Origin of the sequence: Pseudomonas sp. B22(2017), assembly GCF_002113105.1 — a bacterium.
Taxonomy (GTDB): domain Bacteria; phylum Pseudomonadota; class Gammaproteobacteria; order Pseudomonadales; family Pseudomonadaceae; genus Aquipseudomonas; species Aquipseudomonas asiatica.
Genome location: NZ_NEJN01000003.1, coordinates 76969 through 93810 on the forward strand (window position 1 = coordinate 76969; position 16842 = coordinate 93810).

At 64.1% G+C, this 16842-nt stretch carries 14 protein-coding genes; 10 read left to right on the plus strand and 4 right to left on the minus strand.

From position 1 onward, the window contains the following. The first annotated feature begins 17 nt into the window (after positions 1-17). Complete coding sequence (locus tag CAG18_RS07950) at positions 18-2720, plus strand: [protein-PII] uridylyltransferase (RefSeq protein ID WP_054573194.1); 2703 nt, start codon at positions 18-20, stop codon at positions 2718-2720. Positions 2721-2750: 30 nt separating this feature from the next. Further along, positions 2751-3947, plus strand: a complete 1197-nt coding sequence (dapC, locus tag CAG18_RS07955) for a succinyldiaminopimelate transaminase (RefSeq protein ID WP_039614798.1) — start codon at positions 2751-2753, stop codon at positions 3945-3947. Between the two features lie 151 nt (positions 3948-4098). Here dapC and CAG18_RS07960 read toward each other — a convergent pair whose 3' ends face one another. Together CAG18_RS07960 and CAG18_RS07965 are read right to left on the minus strand one after the other, a co-directional pair. Further along, on the minus strand, positions 4099-5745 hold the full coding sequence (locus tag CAG18_RS07960) for a Na+/H+ antiporter (protein ID WP_015269190.1): 1647 nt from the start codon (positions 5743-5745) through the stop codon (positions 4099-4101). 190 nt (positions 5746-5935) lie between these two features. After that, complete coding sequence (locus CAG18_RS07965; protein ID WP_015269189.1) at positions 5936-6250, minus strand: DNA-binding transcriptional regulator; 315 nt, start codon at positions 6248-6250, stop codon at positions 5936-5938. A gap of 538 nt (positions 6251-6788) precedes the next feature. Here CAG18_RS07965 and CAG18_RS07970 point away from each other — a divergent pair. The 4 genes from CAG18_RS07970 (at position 6789) to CAG18_RS07985 (ending at position 9935) form a co-directional block, all read left to right on the plus strand. Beyond that, positions 6789-7136 (plus strand): ArsC family reductase, encoded by a 348-nt coding sequence (locus tag CAG18_RS07970; protein ID WP_013971246.1) that lies wholly within the window; start codon positions 6789-6791, stop codon positions 7134-7136. A 31-nt stretch (positions 7137-7167) separates the two neighbouring features. Next, a complete protein-coding gene (gene dapD / locus CAG18_RS07975; protein WP_013971245.1) occupies positions 7168-8202 on the plus strand; it encodes a 2,3,4,5-tetrahydropyridine-2,6-dicarboxylate N-succinyltransferase in 1035 nt (344 codons plus the stop codon). A 120-nt stretch (positions 8203-8322) separates the two neighbouring features. Continuing rightward, on the plus strand, positions 8323-9528 hold the full coding sequence (locus CAG18_RS07980) for a cysteine desulfurase (protein ID WP_085720710.1): 1206 nt from the start codon (positions 8323-8325) through the stop codon (positions 9526-9528). Beyond that, on the plus strand, positions 9525-9935 hold the full coding sequence (locus CAG18_RS07985; RefSeq protein WP_013971243.1) for a SufE family protein: 411 nt from the start codon (positions 9525-9527) through the stop codon (positions 9933-9935). The genes CAG18_RS07980 and CAG18_RS07985 overlap by 4 nt, the downstream gene beginning before the upstream one ends. A 311-nt stretch (positions 9936-10246) precedes the next feature. On the opposite strand, the gene tcdA is transcribed toward CAG18_RS07985, so the two are convergent. Next, positions 10247-11056 carry a tRNA cyclic N6-threonylcarbamoyladenosine(37) synthase TcdA gene (gene tcdA / locus CAG18_RS07990; protein WP_178075694.1) on the minus strand — a complete coding sequence of 270 codons (810 nt, stop codon included), beginning with the start codon at positions 11054-11056 and terminating at the stop codon, positions 10247-10249. Positions 11057-11175: 119 nt separating this feature from the next. Here tcdA and CAG18_RS07995 point away from each other — a divergent pair, with 119 nt between their 5' ends. From CAG18_RS07995 to CAG18_RS08010, 4 genes are all read left to right on the plus strand, one after another. Further along, complete coding sequence (locus CAG18_RS07995; protein WP_061550985.1) at positions 11176-13767, plus strand: glycosyltransferase; 2592 nt, start codon at positions 11176-11178, stop codon at positions 13765-13767. A 199-nt stretch (positions 13768-13966) separates the two neighbouring features. Then, positions 13967-15118 carry a succinyl-diaminopimelate desuccinylase gene (gene dapE, locus CAG18_RS08000; protein WP_013971240.1) on the plus strand — a complete coding sequence of 384 codons (1152 nt, stop codon included), beginning with the start codon at positions 13967-13969 and terminating at the stop codon, positions 15116-15118. Continuing rightward, a complete protein-coding gene (locus CAG18_RS08005; protein WP_085720712.1) occupies positions 15118-15930 on the plus strand; it encodes a putative RNA methyltransferase in 813 nt (270 codons plus the stop codon). Before dapE ends, CAG18_RS08005 begins: the two co-directional genes overlap by 1 nt. Positions 15931-15947: 17 nt before the next feature. Next, positions 15948-16322 (plus strand): hypothetical protein, encoded by a 375-nt coding sequence (locus CAG18_RS08010; RefSeq protein WP_003257701.1) that lies wholly within the window; start codon positions 15948-15950, stop codon positions 16320-16322. 122 nt (positions 16323-16444) lie between these two features. On the opposite strand, the gene CAG18_RS08015 is transcribed toward CAG18_RS08010, so the two are convergent. After that, positions 16445-16654, minus strand: coding sequence for a cold-shock protein (locus tag CAG18_RS08015; protein ID WP_003252255.1), 210 nt, complete (start codon positions 16652-16654; stop codon positions 16445-16447). Positions 16655-16842 lie beyond the last annotated feature (188 nt).

Genomic DNA, 16842 nt, shown 5'->3' on the forward strand with positions numbered 1-16842 from the left:
GACAGGAACGTGACGCGATGCCCCAGGTGGACCCCGAGCTGTTCGACCGCGGCCAGTTCCAGGCGGAACTGGCCCTCAAGGCGAGCCCCATCGCCGCCTTCAAGAAAGCCATCCGCCAGGCCGGCGAGGTGCTCGACAAGCGTTTCCGCAGTGGCAGCGAAATCCGCCCACTGATCGAGGCCCGCGCCTGGCTCGTCGACAACATCCTGCAACAGGCCTGGAACCAGTTCGACTGGGGTGACCAGAGCGGCATCGCCCTGGTCGCGGTGGGTGGCTACGGACGCGGCGAGCTGCACCCGCATTCGGACATCGACCTGCTGATCCTGCTGGGTGCTGCCGAACACGAGCAGTACCGCGACGCCATAGAGCGGTTTCTCACCCTGCTTTGGGACATCGGCCTGGAAGTGGGCCAGAGCGTGCGCACCGTCGACGAGTGCGCCGAGCAGGCCCGCGCCGACCTGACGGTCATCACCAACCTGATGGAAAGCCGCACCATCGCCGGCCCCGAGGCGCTGCGCCAACGCATGCTTGAGGTGACCAGCACTGCGCACATGTGGCCGAGCAAGGACTTCTTCCTGGCCAAGCGCGCCGAACTCAAGGCCCGCCATCACAAGTACAACGACACCGAGTACAACCTCGAACCCAACGTGAAAGGTTCACCCGGTGGCCTGCGCGATATCCAGACAGTGCTGTGGGTGGCCCGCCGCCAGTACGGCACCCTCAATCTGCACGCGCTGGCCGGCGAAGGCTTCCTGCTGGAAAGCGAGAACGAACTGCTGGCCTCGTCCCAGGACTTCCTGTGGAGGGTGCGCTACGCCTTGCACATGCTGGCCGGGCGCGCCGAGGATCGCCTGCTGTTCGACCACCAGCGCAGCATCGCAGCGCTGCTGGGCTACAGCGACGACAACCCCAAGCGGGCGATCGAGCAGTTCATGCAGCAGTACTACCGGGTGGTGATGAGCATCAGCCAGCTGTGCGACTTGATCATCCAGCACTTCGAGGAGGTCATCCTCGCCGATGACGACAGCGGCACCACCCAGCCGCTGAATGCGCGCTTCCGCCTGCATGATGGCTATATAGAGGCAGTCAGGCCGAACGTGTTCAGGCGCACACCGTTCGCCATGCTGGAAATCTTCGTGCTGATGGCTCAGCACCCCGAGATCAAGGGCGTACGCGCCGATACGGTGCGGCTGCTGCGCGAACACCGGCACCTGATCGACGACACTTTCCGCACCGATATCCGCAACACCAGCCTGTTCATCGAGCTGTTCAAGTGTGAAATCGGCATCCACCGCAACCTGCGGCGGATGAACCGCTACGGCATCCTTGGCCGCTATCTGCCGGAGTTCGGCCTGATCGTCGGGCAGATGCAGCACGACCTGTTCCACATCTATACGGTCGATGCGCACACCCTCAACCTCATCAAGCACCTGCGCAAGCTGCAATACACCCCGGTGTCCGAGAAATTCCCGCTGGCCAGCAAGCTCATGGGCCGCCTGCCCAAGCCCGAGCTGATCTACCTGGCCGGCCTGTACCACGACATCGGCAAGGGCCGCCAGGGCGACCATTCCGAGCTGGGCGCGGTGGATGCGCAGAAGTTCTGCGAGCGCCACCAGTTGCCGGCCTGGGACAGCCGGCTGATCGTCTGGCTGGTGCTGAACCACCTGGTGATGTCGACCACCGCCCAACGCAAGGACCTGTCCGACCCTCAGGTAATCAACGATTTTGCCCTGCACGTGGGCGACGAGACACGCCTGGACTACCTGTACGTGCTGACCGTGGCCGATATCAACGCCACCAACCCCAGCCTGTGGAACTCGTGGCGGGCCAGCCTGCTGCGCCAGCTGTACACCGAGACCAAACGCGCCCTGCGCCGAGGCCTGGAAAACCCGCTGGACCGCGAAGAGCAGATTCGCCAGACCCAATCGGCGGCGCTGGATATCCTGGTGCGCGAAGGCACCGACCCAGACGATGTCGAGCAGCTGTGGTCGCAGCTGGGGGATGACTACTTCCTCAAGCACACCGCTGCCGACGTGGCCTGGCACAGTGACGCGATCCTCCAGCAGCCAGCCGATGGCGGGCCGCTGGTGCTGATCAAGGAAACCACCCAGCGCGAGTTCGAGGGTGGCACGCAGATCTTCATCTATGCCCCCGACCAGCACGACTTCTTCGCCGTCACGGTGGCAGCCATGTCGCAGCTGAACCTGAACATTCATGACGCGCGAATCATCACCTCGAGCAGCCAGTTCACCCTCGACACCTACATCGTGCTGGACAACGACGGCGGCTCGATCGGCGACAACCCGCAGCGGGTCAAGCAGATTCGCGACGGCCTGACCGAAGCGCTGCGCAACCCCGAGGACTACCCGACCATCATCCAGCGCCGGGTACCGCGCCAGCTCAAGCACTTCGACTTCCCGCCACAGGTGACCATCCTCAACGATGCCCAGCGGCCGGTGACCATCCTCGAAATCACCGCGCCCGACCGCCCAGGCCTGCTGGCCCGGCTGGGGCGGATCTTCCTGGAGTTCGACCTGTCGCTGCAGAACGCCAAGATCGCCACCCTTGGCGAGCGGGTGGAAGACGTGTTCTTCATCACCGATGCCGACAACCAGCCGCTGTCCGACCCACAGCTGTGCAGCCGACTGCAGGAGGCCATCGTCCAGCAGTTGCAGGCCGGCCAGGCCAGCGATGCCAGCCCCACCCGCGTGACCTTTTAACGACTAGACGATTGACGAGACCTTGCGCCGATGAACCATGCCTTGACCCAGCTTCAGCCCTACCCGTTTGAGAAACTCCGCGCCCTGCTGGGCAGCGTGAAGCCTGCGGCGGACAAGCGCGCCATCGCGCTGTCGATCGGTGAGCCGAAGCACGAATCGCCGGTGTTCGTCGCTCAGGCCATGGCCGACAACCTCGACAAGCTGGCAGTGTACCCAAGCACCATCGGCCTGCCCGCCCTGCGCCAGGCCATTGGCCAGTGGTGCGAGCGGCGCTTCGGCGTACCGGCCGGCTGGCTGGATGCCGACCGCCACATCCTGCCGGTCAACGGCACCCGTGAAGCGCTGTTCGCCTTCACCCAGGCCGTGGTCAACCGCGCCGATGACGGCCTGGTGGTCAGCCCCAACCCGTTCTACCAGATCTACGAAGGCGCAGCGCTGCTGGCCGGTGCCACCCCGCACTACCTGCCGTGCCTGGAAAGCAACGGTTTCAACCCCGACTTCGACGCCGTGCCGGCTGAAGTGTGGAAGCGTTGCCAGATCCTGTTCCTGTGCTCGCCGGGCAACCCCACCGGCGCACTGGTGCCGATGGACACCCTGAAGAAGCTGATTGCCCTGGCCGACGAGCACGACTTCGTGATTGCCGCCGACGAGTGCTACAGCGAGTTGTACTTCGACGAGGATGCCCCGCCACCAGGCCTGCTGACCGCCTGTGCGGAACTGGGCCGCAGCGACTTCAAGCGCTGCGTGGTATTCCACAGCCTGTCCAAGCGCTCCAACCTGCCGGGCCTGCGCTCGGGCTTCGTCGCCGGTGACGCCGAGATCATCAAGCCGTTCCTGCTGTACCGTACCTACCACGGCTGCGCCATGCCGGTACAAACCCAGCTGGCCAGTATCGCTGCCTGGCAGGACGAGGCGCATGTGCGTGAAAACCGCGACCAGTACCGCGCCAAGTACGACGCCGTGCTGGATATCCTGCAGCCGGTGCTGGATGTGCAGCGCCCGGATGGCAGCTTCTACCTGTGGGCCAAGGTGCCCGGCAGCGATGCCGAGTTCACCCGCGACCTGTTCGAGGCTCAGCATGTGACGGTGGTACCGGGGTCGTACCTGTCGCGTGAAGTGGATGGCGTGAACCCGGGCGCCGGGCGTGTGCGCATGGCACTGGTTGCACCGCTGGCCGAGTGCATCGAGGCGGCGGAGCGGATTCGCGAATTCCTGCAGAACCGCTGATTCCACAGGGGCCGTACAACTCTCGAGTGTTGTGCAGTACCTGTAGGAGCGGTTTTACCCGCGAACACCGGCACAGCCGGTGCCATGCACCGCGTCGCCTGATTCGCGGGTAAACCCGCTCCCACAGGGCCGCAAAGCGGCCCCTTGGGGTCTACCTGACTGACCCCAGGTTCGCTTCACTCATATCCAGCTCACCCAGCACCTGCCGCACCACTTCATCCCCCACCAGATGCTGGCGATGCAGTTCATACAGCTCCAGCCGCTGGGCCCGCAGCGCCCGCAGGCGCAAACGCCGCTCCAGCAGGTCCATCTGCTCGGCCAGGGCCTTGGCCTCGGCGCTGTTGTTGTAGCTGTCCAGCTCATCGCGGTATTCCGCCATCAAGCGCGCCTTCAACTCGGTCGCCAGGGTCGCCTGCGCGGCATCCTGCGGCGCATTGCTGTCGATCACTTCCTCTGCCTCCAGCGCATGGATCGCCGCCTCGGCCGTGCGTCGCCAGGCCTCCTGCACTTCCTGGTGCAAGCGCTCGTCCGGGCTCTTGGTCACCCCGCGCAGCAACAGCGGCAGCGCGATACAGGCGCTGATCAATGACAACAGGATCACACCGGCCGCAATGAAGATCAGCAGGTCACGCTCCGGGAAGGCCTTGCCTGCTCCCATCAGCAACGGGATCGACATCACGCCGGCCAGGGTGACCGCACCGCGCACACCGCCCAGGGTCAGCAGCCAGCACGAGCGCGCCGTGGGCACCAGCACCAGCGCCGGCTTGCCACGCCAGCGGCGTACCACATCGATCAAGCGCCAGATGCTCTGGACCCAGATGAACCGCAGCAAGATCAGCGCCACAAAGATCGCCACCACGTCCAGGCAGCGCCAGGCCAGGGTCGGCCAGACGGTGGGCTCATGGCTGACCACGGCCTTGATGATGTCCGGCAACTGCAGGCCCAGCAGCAGGAAGATCAGGCCGTTGAAAGCGAACTCCAGCAGCGACCATACGCTGCGGTTGAGCAGGCGCGTGCTGGTCTGCCGTGGCAGCAGGTCCAGCCAGCTCTGCATCATGCCGGCGGCCACCGCCGAAAGGATGCCCGATACGCCCAGGCGCTCGGCCAGCACGTAGGCAGCGAAGGGCAGCAGCAACATGAACACCACGTGGGTGGCCGGGTCATCCCAGCCGCGAGCGATCATCCAGGCACGCAGGCGGCCGATCAGCCAGCTCAGGCCCACGCCCACCGCCAGGCCGCCCAAGGCGACCAGCACAAAGCTGAAGCTTGCATCGGTCAGCGAGAACACCCCGGTGATCGCCGCCGCCAGGGCGAACTTGAAGGTCACCAGGCCCGAGGCATCGTTCATCAGGGCCTCGCCCTGGAGCATGTGCATCAGCGGGGTGGGCAGGCGGTCCTGGGTAATGGCCGAAACCGCCACGGCGTCGGTTGGCGACAACACTGCGGCCAGGGCGAAGGCCACGGGCAGCGGGATGCTCGGCAGCAGCCAGTGAATGAAGTAACCGGCCCCAACCACGGTAAACAGCACCAGGCCCACGGCCAGCGCCACCACCGGCCCACGAATGCGCCACAACTCACGCTTGGGAATGCGCCAGCCGTCGGCGAACAGCAACGGTGGCAGGAACAGGAACAGGAACAGCTCGGGGTCCAGTGCCACATGCAGGCCCAGTGTCGGCCAAGCGAGCAAGGCACCAGCGGCGATCTGTACCAGCGGCAAGGGCAGCGGAATCATGCGGCCGACCAGCTTCGACACGCTGACCAGCGTCAGCAGGATGAGGACGGTGTAGGCGGACTGCATCCGGGAAAGCTTCCTTTGTGAACCAGAAACGACAACAGGGCGAAACATCGCCATTGAAACAATATGTTAGCGGCGGTGGGCGATTCGGGGCCGCTGCACAATAGTCGCAAGGGAACCACGAATATGTAACACGATGCGTCTCAAGCGAAAAAATAGACCCGCCGAAGCGGGTCTGGGTAATTCCAAATGTTTACACCGCTTCAAGCCGCTCCAGCATATCCGGGTATTTTTCAACCAACTTGAGCAACATTGCCGCCTGAGGGTTCGGGCTGGCTTTATCCTGCTCCCAGTTCCGGAGCGTTGCTGCCTTCGTCCTGATGCACCTGGCAAATACCTCCTGCGACATACGCAGCCCCTCACGTATGGCGACAATCTCCTGCGGAGTAACCTTGGGTGCATCCAATGCCTTTACATGATGCTGGCGCAGGGTGATCTTCCCCTCGCGCTGCGCTTTCATCTCGTCGATGCCGCTCATCATTTCGGCAAACAAATCACGCTTTTTCATTCATTTGCTCCTCTGCTTGACCGATCGCTTCGTTTTTCGCGCCTCGACTTCCACAGTGATGGCCATAGAGAAAACGTACGCAAGTTGCACATACTTAACAATGGTGCAGGCTTGACCGGGTGTTGCCTTGGAACTGTATGCCTTGAAGTTGAGGTGATGCTGAGATCGAGCGCCGCCCGCGCGGCGCATCGCCGGCAAGCCAGCTCCCACATCTGTTTCGGGCCAGTCTCTTCTGTGAAATTACCGCTGCCCGCCCTGTTTGTTCCCTTCGATATTGAAGGTATCGCTTCTGCTTCTCACCAAAATTCAGTCATGCACTAAGGGTTCGCGCGGCTGAGGTGCAGGAATAACTGGCCCGAAACAGATGTGGGAGCTGGCTTGCCGGCGATGCGCCGCGCGGGCGGCGCTCGGTCTCCGACACACTGCAAGACCCAAGACATGCACACCCGTGGCGCTCACAGGATCGTTCCCGCATAATCCAGCGACTGAAATCGGAAAATGGAGAAATTGGGGCAGCCTGTGATCCCCAATGCACACAATGACCTACACGCTCTACGGCATCAAAGCCTGTGACACCATGAAAAAGGCACGTACCTGGCTCGAAGACCAGGCCATCGCCTACGAATTCCACGACTACAAGGCCCAAGGCATCGACCGTGACAGCCTGAACCGCTGGTGCGAGGAACACGGCTGGGAAGTCATCCTCAACCGTGCCGGCACCACCTTCCGCAAGCTGGACGACGCCAGCAAGGCCGACCTCGACCAGGCCAAGGCCGTCGAGCTGATGCTGGCCCAGCCGTCGATGATCAAGCGCCCGGTGCTCGACCTTGGCGCGCGTACCCTGGTCGGCTTCAAGCCCGACCTGTACGCCGCTGCCCTGGCCTGAGCCCCTACCCTATTTCGCACGAGGTAATCACATGTCCAATACCCTGTTCAGCCTGGCCTTCGGTGTCGGCTCCCAGAACCGCCAGGGCGCCTGGCTGGAAGTGTTCTACGCACAACCACTGCTCAACCCGAGCGCCGAACTGGTCGCTGCAGTAGCCCCTGTTCTCGGTTACCAAGGTGGCAACCAGGCCATCGCCTTCAGCAACGCCCAGGCCGCGCAACTGGCCGAAGCCGTGAAAGGTGTGGATGCCACCCAAGCCGCCCTGCTGACCCGCCTGGCCGAAAGCCACAAGCCGCTGGTCGCCACCCTGCTGGCCGAAGACGCCGCGCTGACCTCGACGCCAGAGGCCTACCTCAAGCTGCACCTGCTGTCGCACCGCCTGGTCAAGCCGCACGGCGTGAGCCTGGCTGGCATCTTCCCGCTGCTGCCGAACGTGGCCTGGACCAACCAGGGCGCGGTCGACCTGGCCGAACTCGCCGAACTGCAACTGGAAGCGCGCCTGAAGGGCGAGCTGCTGGAAGTGTTCTCGGTGGACAAGTTCCCGAAAATGACCGACTACGTGGTCCCGGCAGGCGTGCGTATCGCCGACACTGCCCGAGTGCGCCTGGGCGCCTACATCGGCGAAGGCACCACCATCATGCACGAAGGCTTCGTCAACTTTAACGCCGGCACCGAAGGCCCGGGCATGATCGAAGGCCGCGTTTCCGCTGGCGTATTCGTCGGCAAGGGCTCGGACCTGGGCGGCGGCTGCTCGACCATGGGCACCCTGTCCGGTGGCGGCAACATCGTCATCAAGGTTGGCGAAGGCTGCCTGATCGGCGCCAACGCCGGTATCGGCATTCCGCTGGGCGACCGCAACACCGTCGAAGCCGGCCTGTACATCACCGCCGGTACCAAGGTGAACCTGCTGGACGAGAACAACCAGCTGGTCAAAGTGGTCAAGGCCCGCGACCTGGCCGGCCAGACCGACCTGCTGTTCCGCCGCAACTCGCTGAACGGCGCGGTGGAGTGCAAGACCCACAAGTCGGCCATCGAGCTGAACGAGGCGCTGCACGCGCACAACTGAGAACCCTTCAACCGCTGCCGGAGCGAGCTTGCTCGCGAACAGCGGATTCTCAGCGTTTGAAATGTTAAGATCGGGTCTGGCACCACGCCAGACCCGATTTTCATTCCAGGCCCCGCGACCATGTTTCAGCCCTCCCCCTGGCGTGCCGATTTTCCCGCCATCGCCGCCCTGCAACGGCAGCACCAGACCTACCTGGACAGCGCCGCCACCACCCAGAAGCCGCAAGCCCTGCTCGATGCCCTTAGCCATTACTACGGCCATGGCGCAGCCAACGTGCACCGTGCCCAGCACTTGCCCGGCGCACTGGCGACCCAGGCCTTCGAAACCAGCCGCGACAAGGTTGCCGCCTGGCTCAATGCGGCAGACTCGCGGCAGATCATCTTCACCCACGGTGCCACTTCGGCGCTGAACCTGCTGGCCTATGGCCTGGAACACCGCTTCGAGGCCGGTGACGAAATTGCCGTCAGTGCCCTGGAGCACCATGCCAACCTGCTGCCCTGGCAACAGCTGGCGCGCCGGCGCAACCTGCGCCTGGTGGTGCTGCCGCTGGACGCCCATGGCCGCATCGACCTGGACCAGGCGCTGCAACTGATCGGCCCGCGCACCCGGGTGCTGGCGGTGAGCCAGCTGTCCAACGTACTGGGTACCTGGCAGCCGCTGCCGGCGCTGCTGGCCCATGCCCGCGCCCAAGGCGCACTGACCGTGGTCGACGGTGCCCAGGGCGTGGTGCATGGCCGCCATGATGTGCAGCAGCTTGGCTGCGACTTCTATGTGTTCTCCAGCCACAAGCTGTACGGCCCGGAAGGCGTCGGTGTGCTGTACGGCCGCAGCCAGGCGCTGGAACTGCTGCACCACTGGCAGTTCGGTGGCGAGATGGTGCAACTGGCCGAGTACCACAACGCCAGCTTCCGCCCGGCGCCGCTGGGGTTCGAGGCTGGCACGCCACCGATCGCCGGGGTGATCGGCCTGGGTGCGACCCTGGACTACCTGGCCAGCTTCGATGCCCAGGCACTCGAAGCCCATGAAACCAGCCTGCACCAGCACCTGCTGCGCGGCTTGGCAGACCGCGATGGTGTGCGCATCCTGGGCACGCCACAGGCGGCCCTTGCCAGTTTCGTCATCGAAGGCGTGCATAACGCCGATATCGCCCACCTGCTGACCGAGCAAGGCATTGCCGTACGTGCCGGGCACCACTGTGCCATGCCGCTGCTGCAGGGCCTTGGCCTGGAGGGCGCGATCCGCGTGTCCTTGGGGCTGTATAACGACAGCGATGACTTGCAGCGTTTCTTCGAGGCGTTGGATCAGGGCCTGGAGCTGTTGCGATGACCTTGCCCGATCAGGCGCGCCAGGCGCTGGAAGCTTTCGAGCAGGGCAAGGGTTGGGAACAGCGTGCGCGGCTGCTGATGCAGTGGGGCGATCGGCTGGAACCGCTGGCTGATACTGAAAAGACCGAGGCCAACCGGGTGCATGGTTGCGAAAGCCTGGTATGGCTGGTGGCCGAGCAGGCCGAGGGTTTGTGGCGGTTCAAGGCCAGCAGCGATGCACGCCTGTTGCGCGGGCTGCTGGCGTTGTTGCTGGTGCGGGTGCAGGGGTTGGCCAGTGAAGAACTTGCCGGGCTCGATCTGCGTGAGTGGTTCACTCAGCTGGGCCTGGAGCGCCAGCTTTCGCCATCGCGCAGCAATGGGCTGCATGCGGTGTTGCAGCGGATGGCGGAGCTGGCGTCCAACCGTTGAATCGGTGCTGGCCTCTTCGCGGGCTCGCCCGCTCCCACAGGACTTTCACCTTTCTTGAGAGAGATGCAGTACCTGTGGGAGATTGCCCAGCCCTTTGGGCTGCGCTTTCGCGCAGAGAACCAATATCGCTCGTCTGACGCGTCCTTTGTAGGAGCAGCCTTGTGCTGCGAAGAGGCCGGTACAGCCAATAGACAGGCTTTGTCAGCCCGGCCTCTTCGCAGCACAAGGCTGCTCCTACAGAACCTCGCCGAACCAATGAGTCATGTGTTGTTCTATGAGAGCGGGCAAGCCCGCGAAGAAGCCCACGCGGTCTATTCAGGCTTGACCCGCTCCAAAGGCCGCCGCGCCCCCGCTACCAGTTTTTCCACCGCCTTGCTCGCCGCCACCATGCCAAAGGTCGCGGTCACCATCATCACCGCGCCAAAGCCACCCGAGCAGTCCAGCCGCACGCCCTCGCCCACGAAGCTTTTCTGCAGACAAACGCTGCCATCGCCCTTGGGGTAGCGCAGCTGTTCACTGGAGAACACGCATGGCACGCCATAGTTGCGGCTGACATTGCGCGAGAAGTTGTAGTCGCGGCGCAGGGTGGAACGCACCCGCGAGGCCAGCGGGTCGTTGAAGGTCTTGTTCAGGTCGGCGATCTGGATCTGTGTCGGGTCGATCTGCCCACCGGCGCCCCCCGTGGTGACGATGGCGATCTTGCGCCGCCGGCACCAGGCAATCAGCGCCGCCTTGGCCATGACGCTGTCGATGCAGTCGATCACACAGTCGAGGTTCTCGGTGATGTACTCGACCATGGTGTCGCGGGTGACGAAGTCAGCGACAGCATGCACCGTACACCCCGGGTTGATCGCCCGCAGGCGCTCGGCCATGACCTCGACCTTGGGCCGCCCCACCTGCCCTTCCAAGGCATGGGCCTGGCGGTTGGTGTTGCTGACGCACACATCGTCAAGGTCGAACAGGGTGATCTCGCCCACGCCACTGCGTGCCAGCGCTTCCGCCGCCCACGAGCCTACTCCGCCAATACCGACCACGGCCACATGGGCCTGACCCAGACGGTGCAACCCCTGGTCGCCATACAGCCGGGCAACGCCGGCGAAGCGTGGATCTTCTGTGCTCATGTTCATACCCCAAAAAACCGGCGCGCATTATATGCCAGCGGGCCCATGGCCTGCATCGTTAGGAAAGAGACTACCAACCCTGCTTTAATGTCCTATCACTTCGACACATATGGACGACAATGTCTTCACGTAAATTCGGCCTGAACCTGGTCGTGGTCCTGGCCATCGCCGCGTTGTTCACCGGGTTCTGGGCACTGATCAACCGCCCGGTCTCCGCCCCCGCCTGGCCAGAGCAGATCTCTGGCTTCTCGTATTCACCGTTCCGCCTGGGCGAAAGCCCGCAGAAGGGCCAGTACCCCAGTGACGACGAGATGCGCCAGGACCTGGAACAGTTGAGCAAACTGACCGACAGCATCCGGATCTACACCGTGGAGGGCACCCAGGCGGATATCCCGCGCCTGGCCGAGGAATTCGGCCTGCGGGTGACGCTGGGCATCTGGATCAGCCCGGACCTGGAGCGCAACGAACGCGAAATCGCCACGGCCATCCAGCTGGCCAACACTTCGCGCAGCGTGGTGCGGGTGGTGGTCGGCAACGAGGCGCTGTTCCGCGAAGAAGTCACCCCGGAAAACCTGATCAAGTACCTGGACCGGGTACGCGCAGCGGTCAAGGTGCCGGTGACCACCAGTGAGCAATGGCACATCTGGAAGGAAAACCCGCAGCTGGCCAAGCACGTCGACCTGATTGCCGCGCACATCCTGCCGTACTGGGAGTTCGTGCCAATGAAGGATTCGGTCGAGTTCGTGCTCGACCGTGCCCGCGAGCTGAAGCACCAGTTCCCGCGCAAACCCCTGCTGCTGTCGGAAGTCGGCTGGCCGAGCAATGGCCGCATGCGCGGCGGCGCCGATGCCACCCAGGCTGACCAGGCCATCTACCTGCGTACCCTGGTCAACACCCTCAACCGCCGTGGTTACAATTACTTCGTCATCGAAGCCTACGACCAGCCGTGGAAGGCCAGCGACGAAGGCTCGGTAGGCGCCTACTGGGGCGTGTACAACGCCGAACGCCAGCAGAAATTCAACTTTGACGGCCCGGTGGTGGCGATCCCGCAATGGCGCGCCCTGGCGGTGGCCTCGGTAGTGCTGGCGATGATCGCCCTGATGGTACTGTTCATCGACGGTTCGGCCCTGCGCCAGCGCGGCCGCACCTTCCTGACCTTCATCACCTTCCTGTGCGGGTCGGTGCTGGTATGGATCGCCTACGACTACAGCCAGCAATACAGCACCTGGTTCAGCCTGACCGTAGGCGTGCTGCTTGCCCTCGGCGCGCTGGGCGTGTTCATCGTGCTGCTGACCGAGGCCCACGAACTGGCCGAGGCAGTATGGATACACAAGCGCCGGCGCGAATTCCTGCCGGTGCAGGCCGATAGCGCCTACCGGCCCAAGGTATCGGTGCATGTGCCGTGCTACAACGAGCCGCCGGAGATGGTCAAACAGACCCTCGATGCCCTGGCCGCGCTGGATTACCCAGACTACGAAGTGCTGGTGATCGACAACAACACCAAGGACCCGGCCGTGTGGGAGCCGCTCAAGGCCCATTGCGAGAAGCTCGGCGAGCGCTTCAGGTTCTTCCACGTCGCGCCCCTGGCCGGTTTCAAGGGCGGCGCGCTGAACTACCTGATCCCCCACACCGCCAAAGACGCCGAGGTGATCGCGGTGATCGACTCGGACTACTGCGTCGACCGCAACTGGCTCAAGCACATGGTGCCGCACTTCGCCGACCCGAAGATTGCCGTGGTGCAGTCGCCGCAGGACTACCGCGACCAGCACGAAAGCGCCTTCAAGAAGCTGTGCTACAGCGAGTACAAGGGCTTCTTCCACATCGGCATGGTCACCCGCAACGACCGTGACGCGATCATCCAGCACGGTACCATGACCATGACCCGCCGCAGCGTGCTGGAAGAGCTGGGCTGGGCCGAGTGGTGCATCTGCGAGGACGCCGAACTGGGCTTGCGGGTATTCGAGAAGGGACTGTCGGCCGCCTATGCCCACAACAGCTACGGCAAGGGCCTGATGCCCGACACCTTCATCGACTTCAAGAAGCAACGCTTCCGCTGGGCCTACGGCGCCATCCAGATCATCAAGCACCACGCCAGCGCCCTGCTGCGCGGCAAGGGCAGCGAGCTGACCCGCGGCCAGCGCTACCACTTCCTGGCCGGCTGGCTACCGTGGATCGCCGATGGCATGAACATCTTCTTCACCATCGGCGCGCTGCTGTGGTCGGCGGCGATGATCATCGTGCCGCACCGGGTCGACCCACCGCTGATGATCTTTGCCATTCCGCCGCTGGCACTGTTCTTCTTCAAGGTCGGCAAGATCATCTTCCTCTACCGCCGCGCGGTAGGGGTGAACCTGAAGGATGCCTTTGCTGCGGCGCTGGCCGGGCTGGCACTGTCGCATACCATCGCCAAGGCGGTGCTGTACGGGTTCTTCACCAGCAGCATGCCGTTCTTCCGCACACCGAAGAACGCCGACAGCCACGGGCTGCTGGTGGCGATTTCCGAGGCTCGGGAAGAGCTGTTCATCATGTTGCTGCTGTGGGGCGCCGCGCTGGGCATCTACCTGGTACAGGGGCTGCCGAGTTCGGACATGCGCTTCTGGGTGGCGATGTTGCTGGTGCAATCGTTGCCTTATGTGGCGGCGCTGGTGATGGCGTTCCTGTCTTCGCTGCCCAAGCCTGGGGAAAAGGCCGCCGAGCCGCAGCAGGCCTGAGAATGCCGGGGGCGCTTTGCGCCCCTATCGCGACACAAGGCCGCTCCTACAGGGGATCGCATCCCGTCAGATATGGCGAGATCGCCTGTAGGAGCGGCCTTGTGTCGCGATGGGCCGCAAAGCGGCCCCATTGGCCTGACGGTTTGATATAAGATAACGCCCTCAGATTTCCCCGCCTTGCCTTGCCCCGGAGTTCCCCATGACGGCCCCTGCCGAGCTCTCGCCTACCCTTCAACTGGCCTGCGACCTGATCCGTCGCCCCTCGGTCACCCCCGTCGACGCCGACTGCCAGGCGCAGATGATGAACCGCTTGGGCGCCGTAGGCTTCCAGCTCGAGCCGATGCGCATCGAGGACGTCGACAATTTCTGGGCCACCCACGGCAGCCAGGATGGCCCGGTGCTGTGCTTCGCCGGCCACACCGACGTGGTACCCACCGGCCCGGTGCAGCAATGGCAGCATGAGCCGTTCGAAGCGCTGATCGACGCCGACGGCATGCTCTGCGGTCGTGGCGCCGCCGACATGAAAGGCAGCCTGGCCTCCATGGTGATTGCCAGCGAGCGCTTCGTGCAGGACTACCCGGACCACCGCGGCAAGGTCGCGTTCCTGATCACCAGCGACGAGGAAGGCCCGGCCCACCATGGCACCAAGGCCGTGGTCGAGCGCCTGAAAGCACGCAACGAGCGCCTGGACTGGTGCATCGTCGGCGAACCCTCCAGCACCACCCTGCTGGGTGACGTGGTCAAGAACGGCCGCCGTGGCTCGCTGGGCGCCAAGCTGACCGTGCGCGGCAAGCAGGGCCATGTGGCCTACCCGCACCTGGCGCGCAACCCGATCCACTTGGCCGCTCCGGCCCTGGCGGAACTGGCGGCCGAGCACTGGGACGAAGGCAACGCGTTCTTCCCGCCGACCAGTTTCCAGATCTCCAACCTCAATTCCGGCACCGGCGCCACCAACGTGGTCCCCGGCGAGCTGACCGCCCTGTTCAACTTCCGTTTCTCTACCGAGTCCACCGTCGAAGGCCTGCAGGCGCGGGTGTCGGCGATCCTCGACAAGCATGAGCTGGACTGGTCGATCGACTGGGCGCTGTCGGGCCTGCCGTTCCTTACCGAACCGGGCGAATTGCTGGACGCCGTCTCGGCCAGCATCAAAGGCGTCACCGGCCGCGACACCCAGCCGTCGACCAGCGGCGGTACCTCCGATGGGCGCTTCATCGCCACCATGGGCACCCAGGTGGTGGAGCTCGGCCCGGTCAACGCCACCATCCACCAGGTGGATGAGCGGATCCTGGCCAGCGATCTCGACCTGCTGACCGAAATCTATTACCAGACCCTGGTCCGGTTGCTCGCCTGATGCTCGCCTGCCCTCTTTGCCAGGCACCGCTGAGCCGGCTCGACAACGGTGTGGTGTGCCCGGCCGGCCACCGCTTCGACCGCGCCCGCCAGGGTTACCTGAACCTGCTGCCGGTGCAGCACAAGAACAGCCGCGACCCGGGTGACAACCAGGCCATGGTCGAAGCCCGCCGCGATTTCCTCGACGCCGGCCACTACGCGCCGGTGGCGCGCCGCCTGGCCGAGCTGGCCGCCGAACGCCAGCCCGGGGCCTGGCTGGACATCGGCTGTGGCGAGGGTTACTACACTGCGCAAATCGCCCAGGCACTGCCGGCTGCCGACGGCTATGCCCTGGACATTTCCCGCGAGGCAGTCAAGCGTGCCTGCCGTCGCGCGCCCGAGGTTACCTGGATGGTCGCCAGCATGGCCCGCGTGCCGCTTGCCGACGCCAGCTGCCAGTTCATCGCCAGCGTATTCAGCCCGCTGGACTGGGACGAGGCCAAGCGCCTGCTCAGCCCGGGCGGCGGCCTGATGCGGGTCGGCCCCACCAGCGGCCACCTGATGGAACTGCGCGAAGTGCTCTACGATGAAGTACGCCCTTACGCCGACGACAAACACTTGGCCCTGGTCCCCGAAGGCATGGCCCATGCCCACAGCGAAACCCTGGAGTTCCGCCTGAGCCTGGCCGCGCCCAAGGCCCGCGCCGACCTGCTGGCCATGACCCCGCACGGCTGGCGTGCCAGTGCCGAAAAGCGTGCCCGGGTGATCGACCAGCCCGAGCCGTTCGAGGTCACGGTTTCCATGCGTTATGACTATTTCGTGCGCCAAGACTGAGCACACCCGGAGCCCTTATGCGCCAACCTGATATCGAGATCTACCTGAAGGACGCCGACGTCGACCACAAGCAGATTGCCGAGTGGCTCGCCCAGGCAATCGGCCCCTGCAGCGAATGGAAGCAGAAAGGCCATACCTTCAAATGCCAGGCCGGTAACATTCCGGTCACCTGGCTACCCAAGGCTGTAGGGAAATGGAACAGCCTGTACCTGGAAAGCGACCAGACGCCGTGGGCCGATGATGTCGCCTGCGCCCGCGCCGCATTTGCCGCACTGGGCGTGGAAGTGCGCTGCGCGCCAGGTGGCTGGGTGGAGGAAGATGGGGAAGAAGATGCCGACCGTTGGGTCCGCATCAGCGCCGACGGTGAAGAGGAAATCACCTGGCGTACATGAATGCACTGCATTCGTTGCGGGAGCCCGGCTTGCCGGCGATGCAGGCAACACGGTGCCTGGCATCGGCTTCGCCGGTGATCGCCGGCAAGCCAGCTCCCACAACAAGCCTTACAGCATGAGGCTCAGAGGCCCACTACGTCCTCGGCTTGCAGGCCTTTCTGGCCCTGCACGCAGGCGTATTCCACCCGCTGACCTTCGACCAGGGTACGATGCCCCTCACCGCGGATCGCCCGATAGTGGACGAATACATCCGCACCACCTTCGCGCTGAATGAAGCCATAACCCTTGGCATCGTTGAACCACTTTACATTCCCAGTCTCACGAGACGACATCTGAACTACTCCGGATTTTTATTGTGAAGATCGCCTTGCAGACACAGAGTCCCTCCCTGTGTCGACGCCGCTTGCGCAAATATCTTGCAAGTGGCAGGCCGAGTATATGACACAGAACAAAAAAATTTGATGACCGTCGCGCCGTTCGGCGATTTTTGCTGAACTTGCGCGGATACGGCAGACTAATT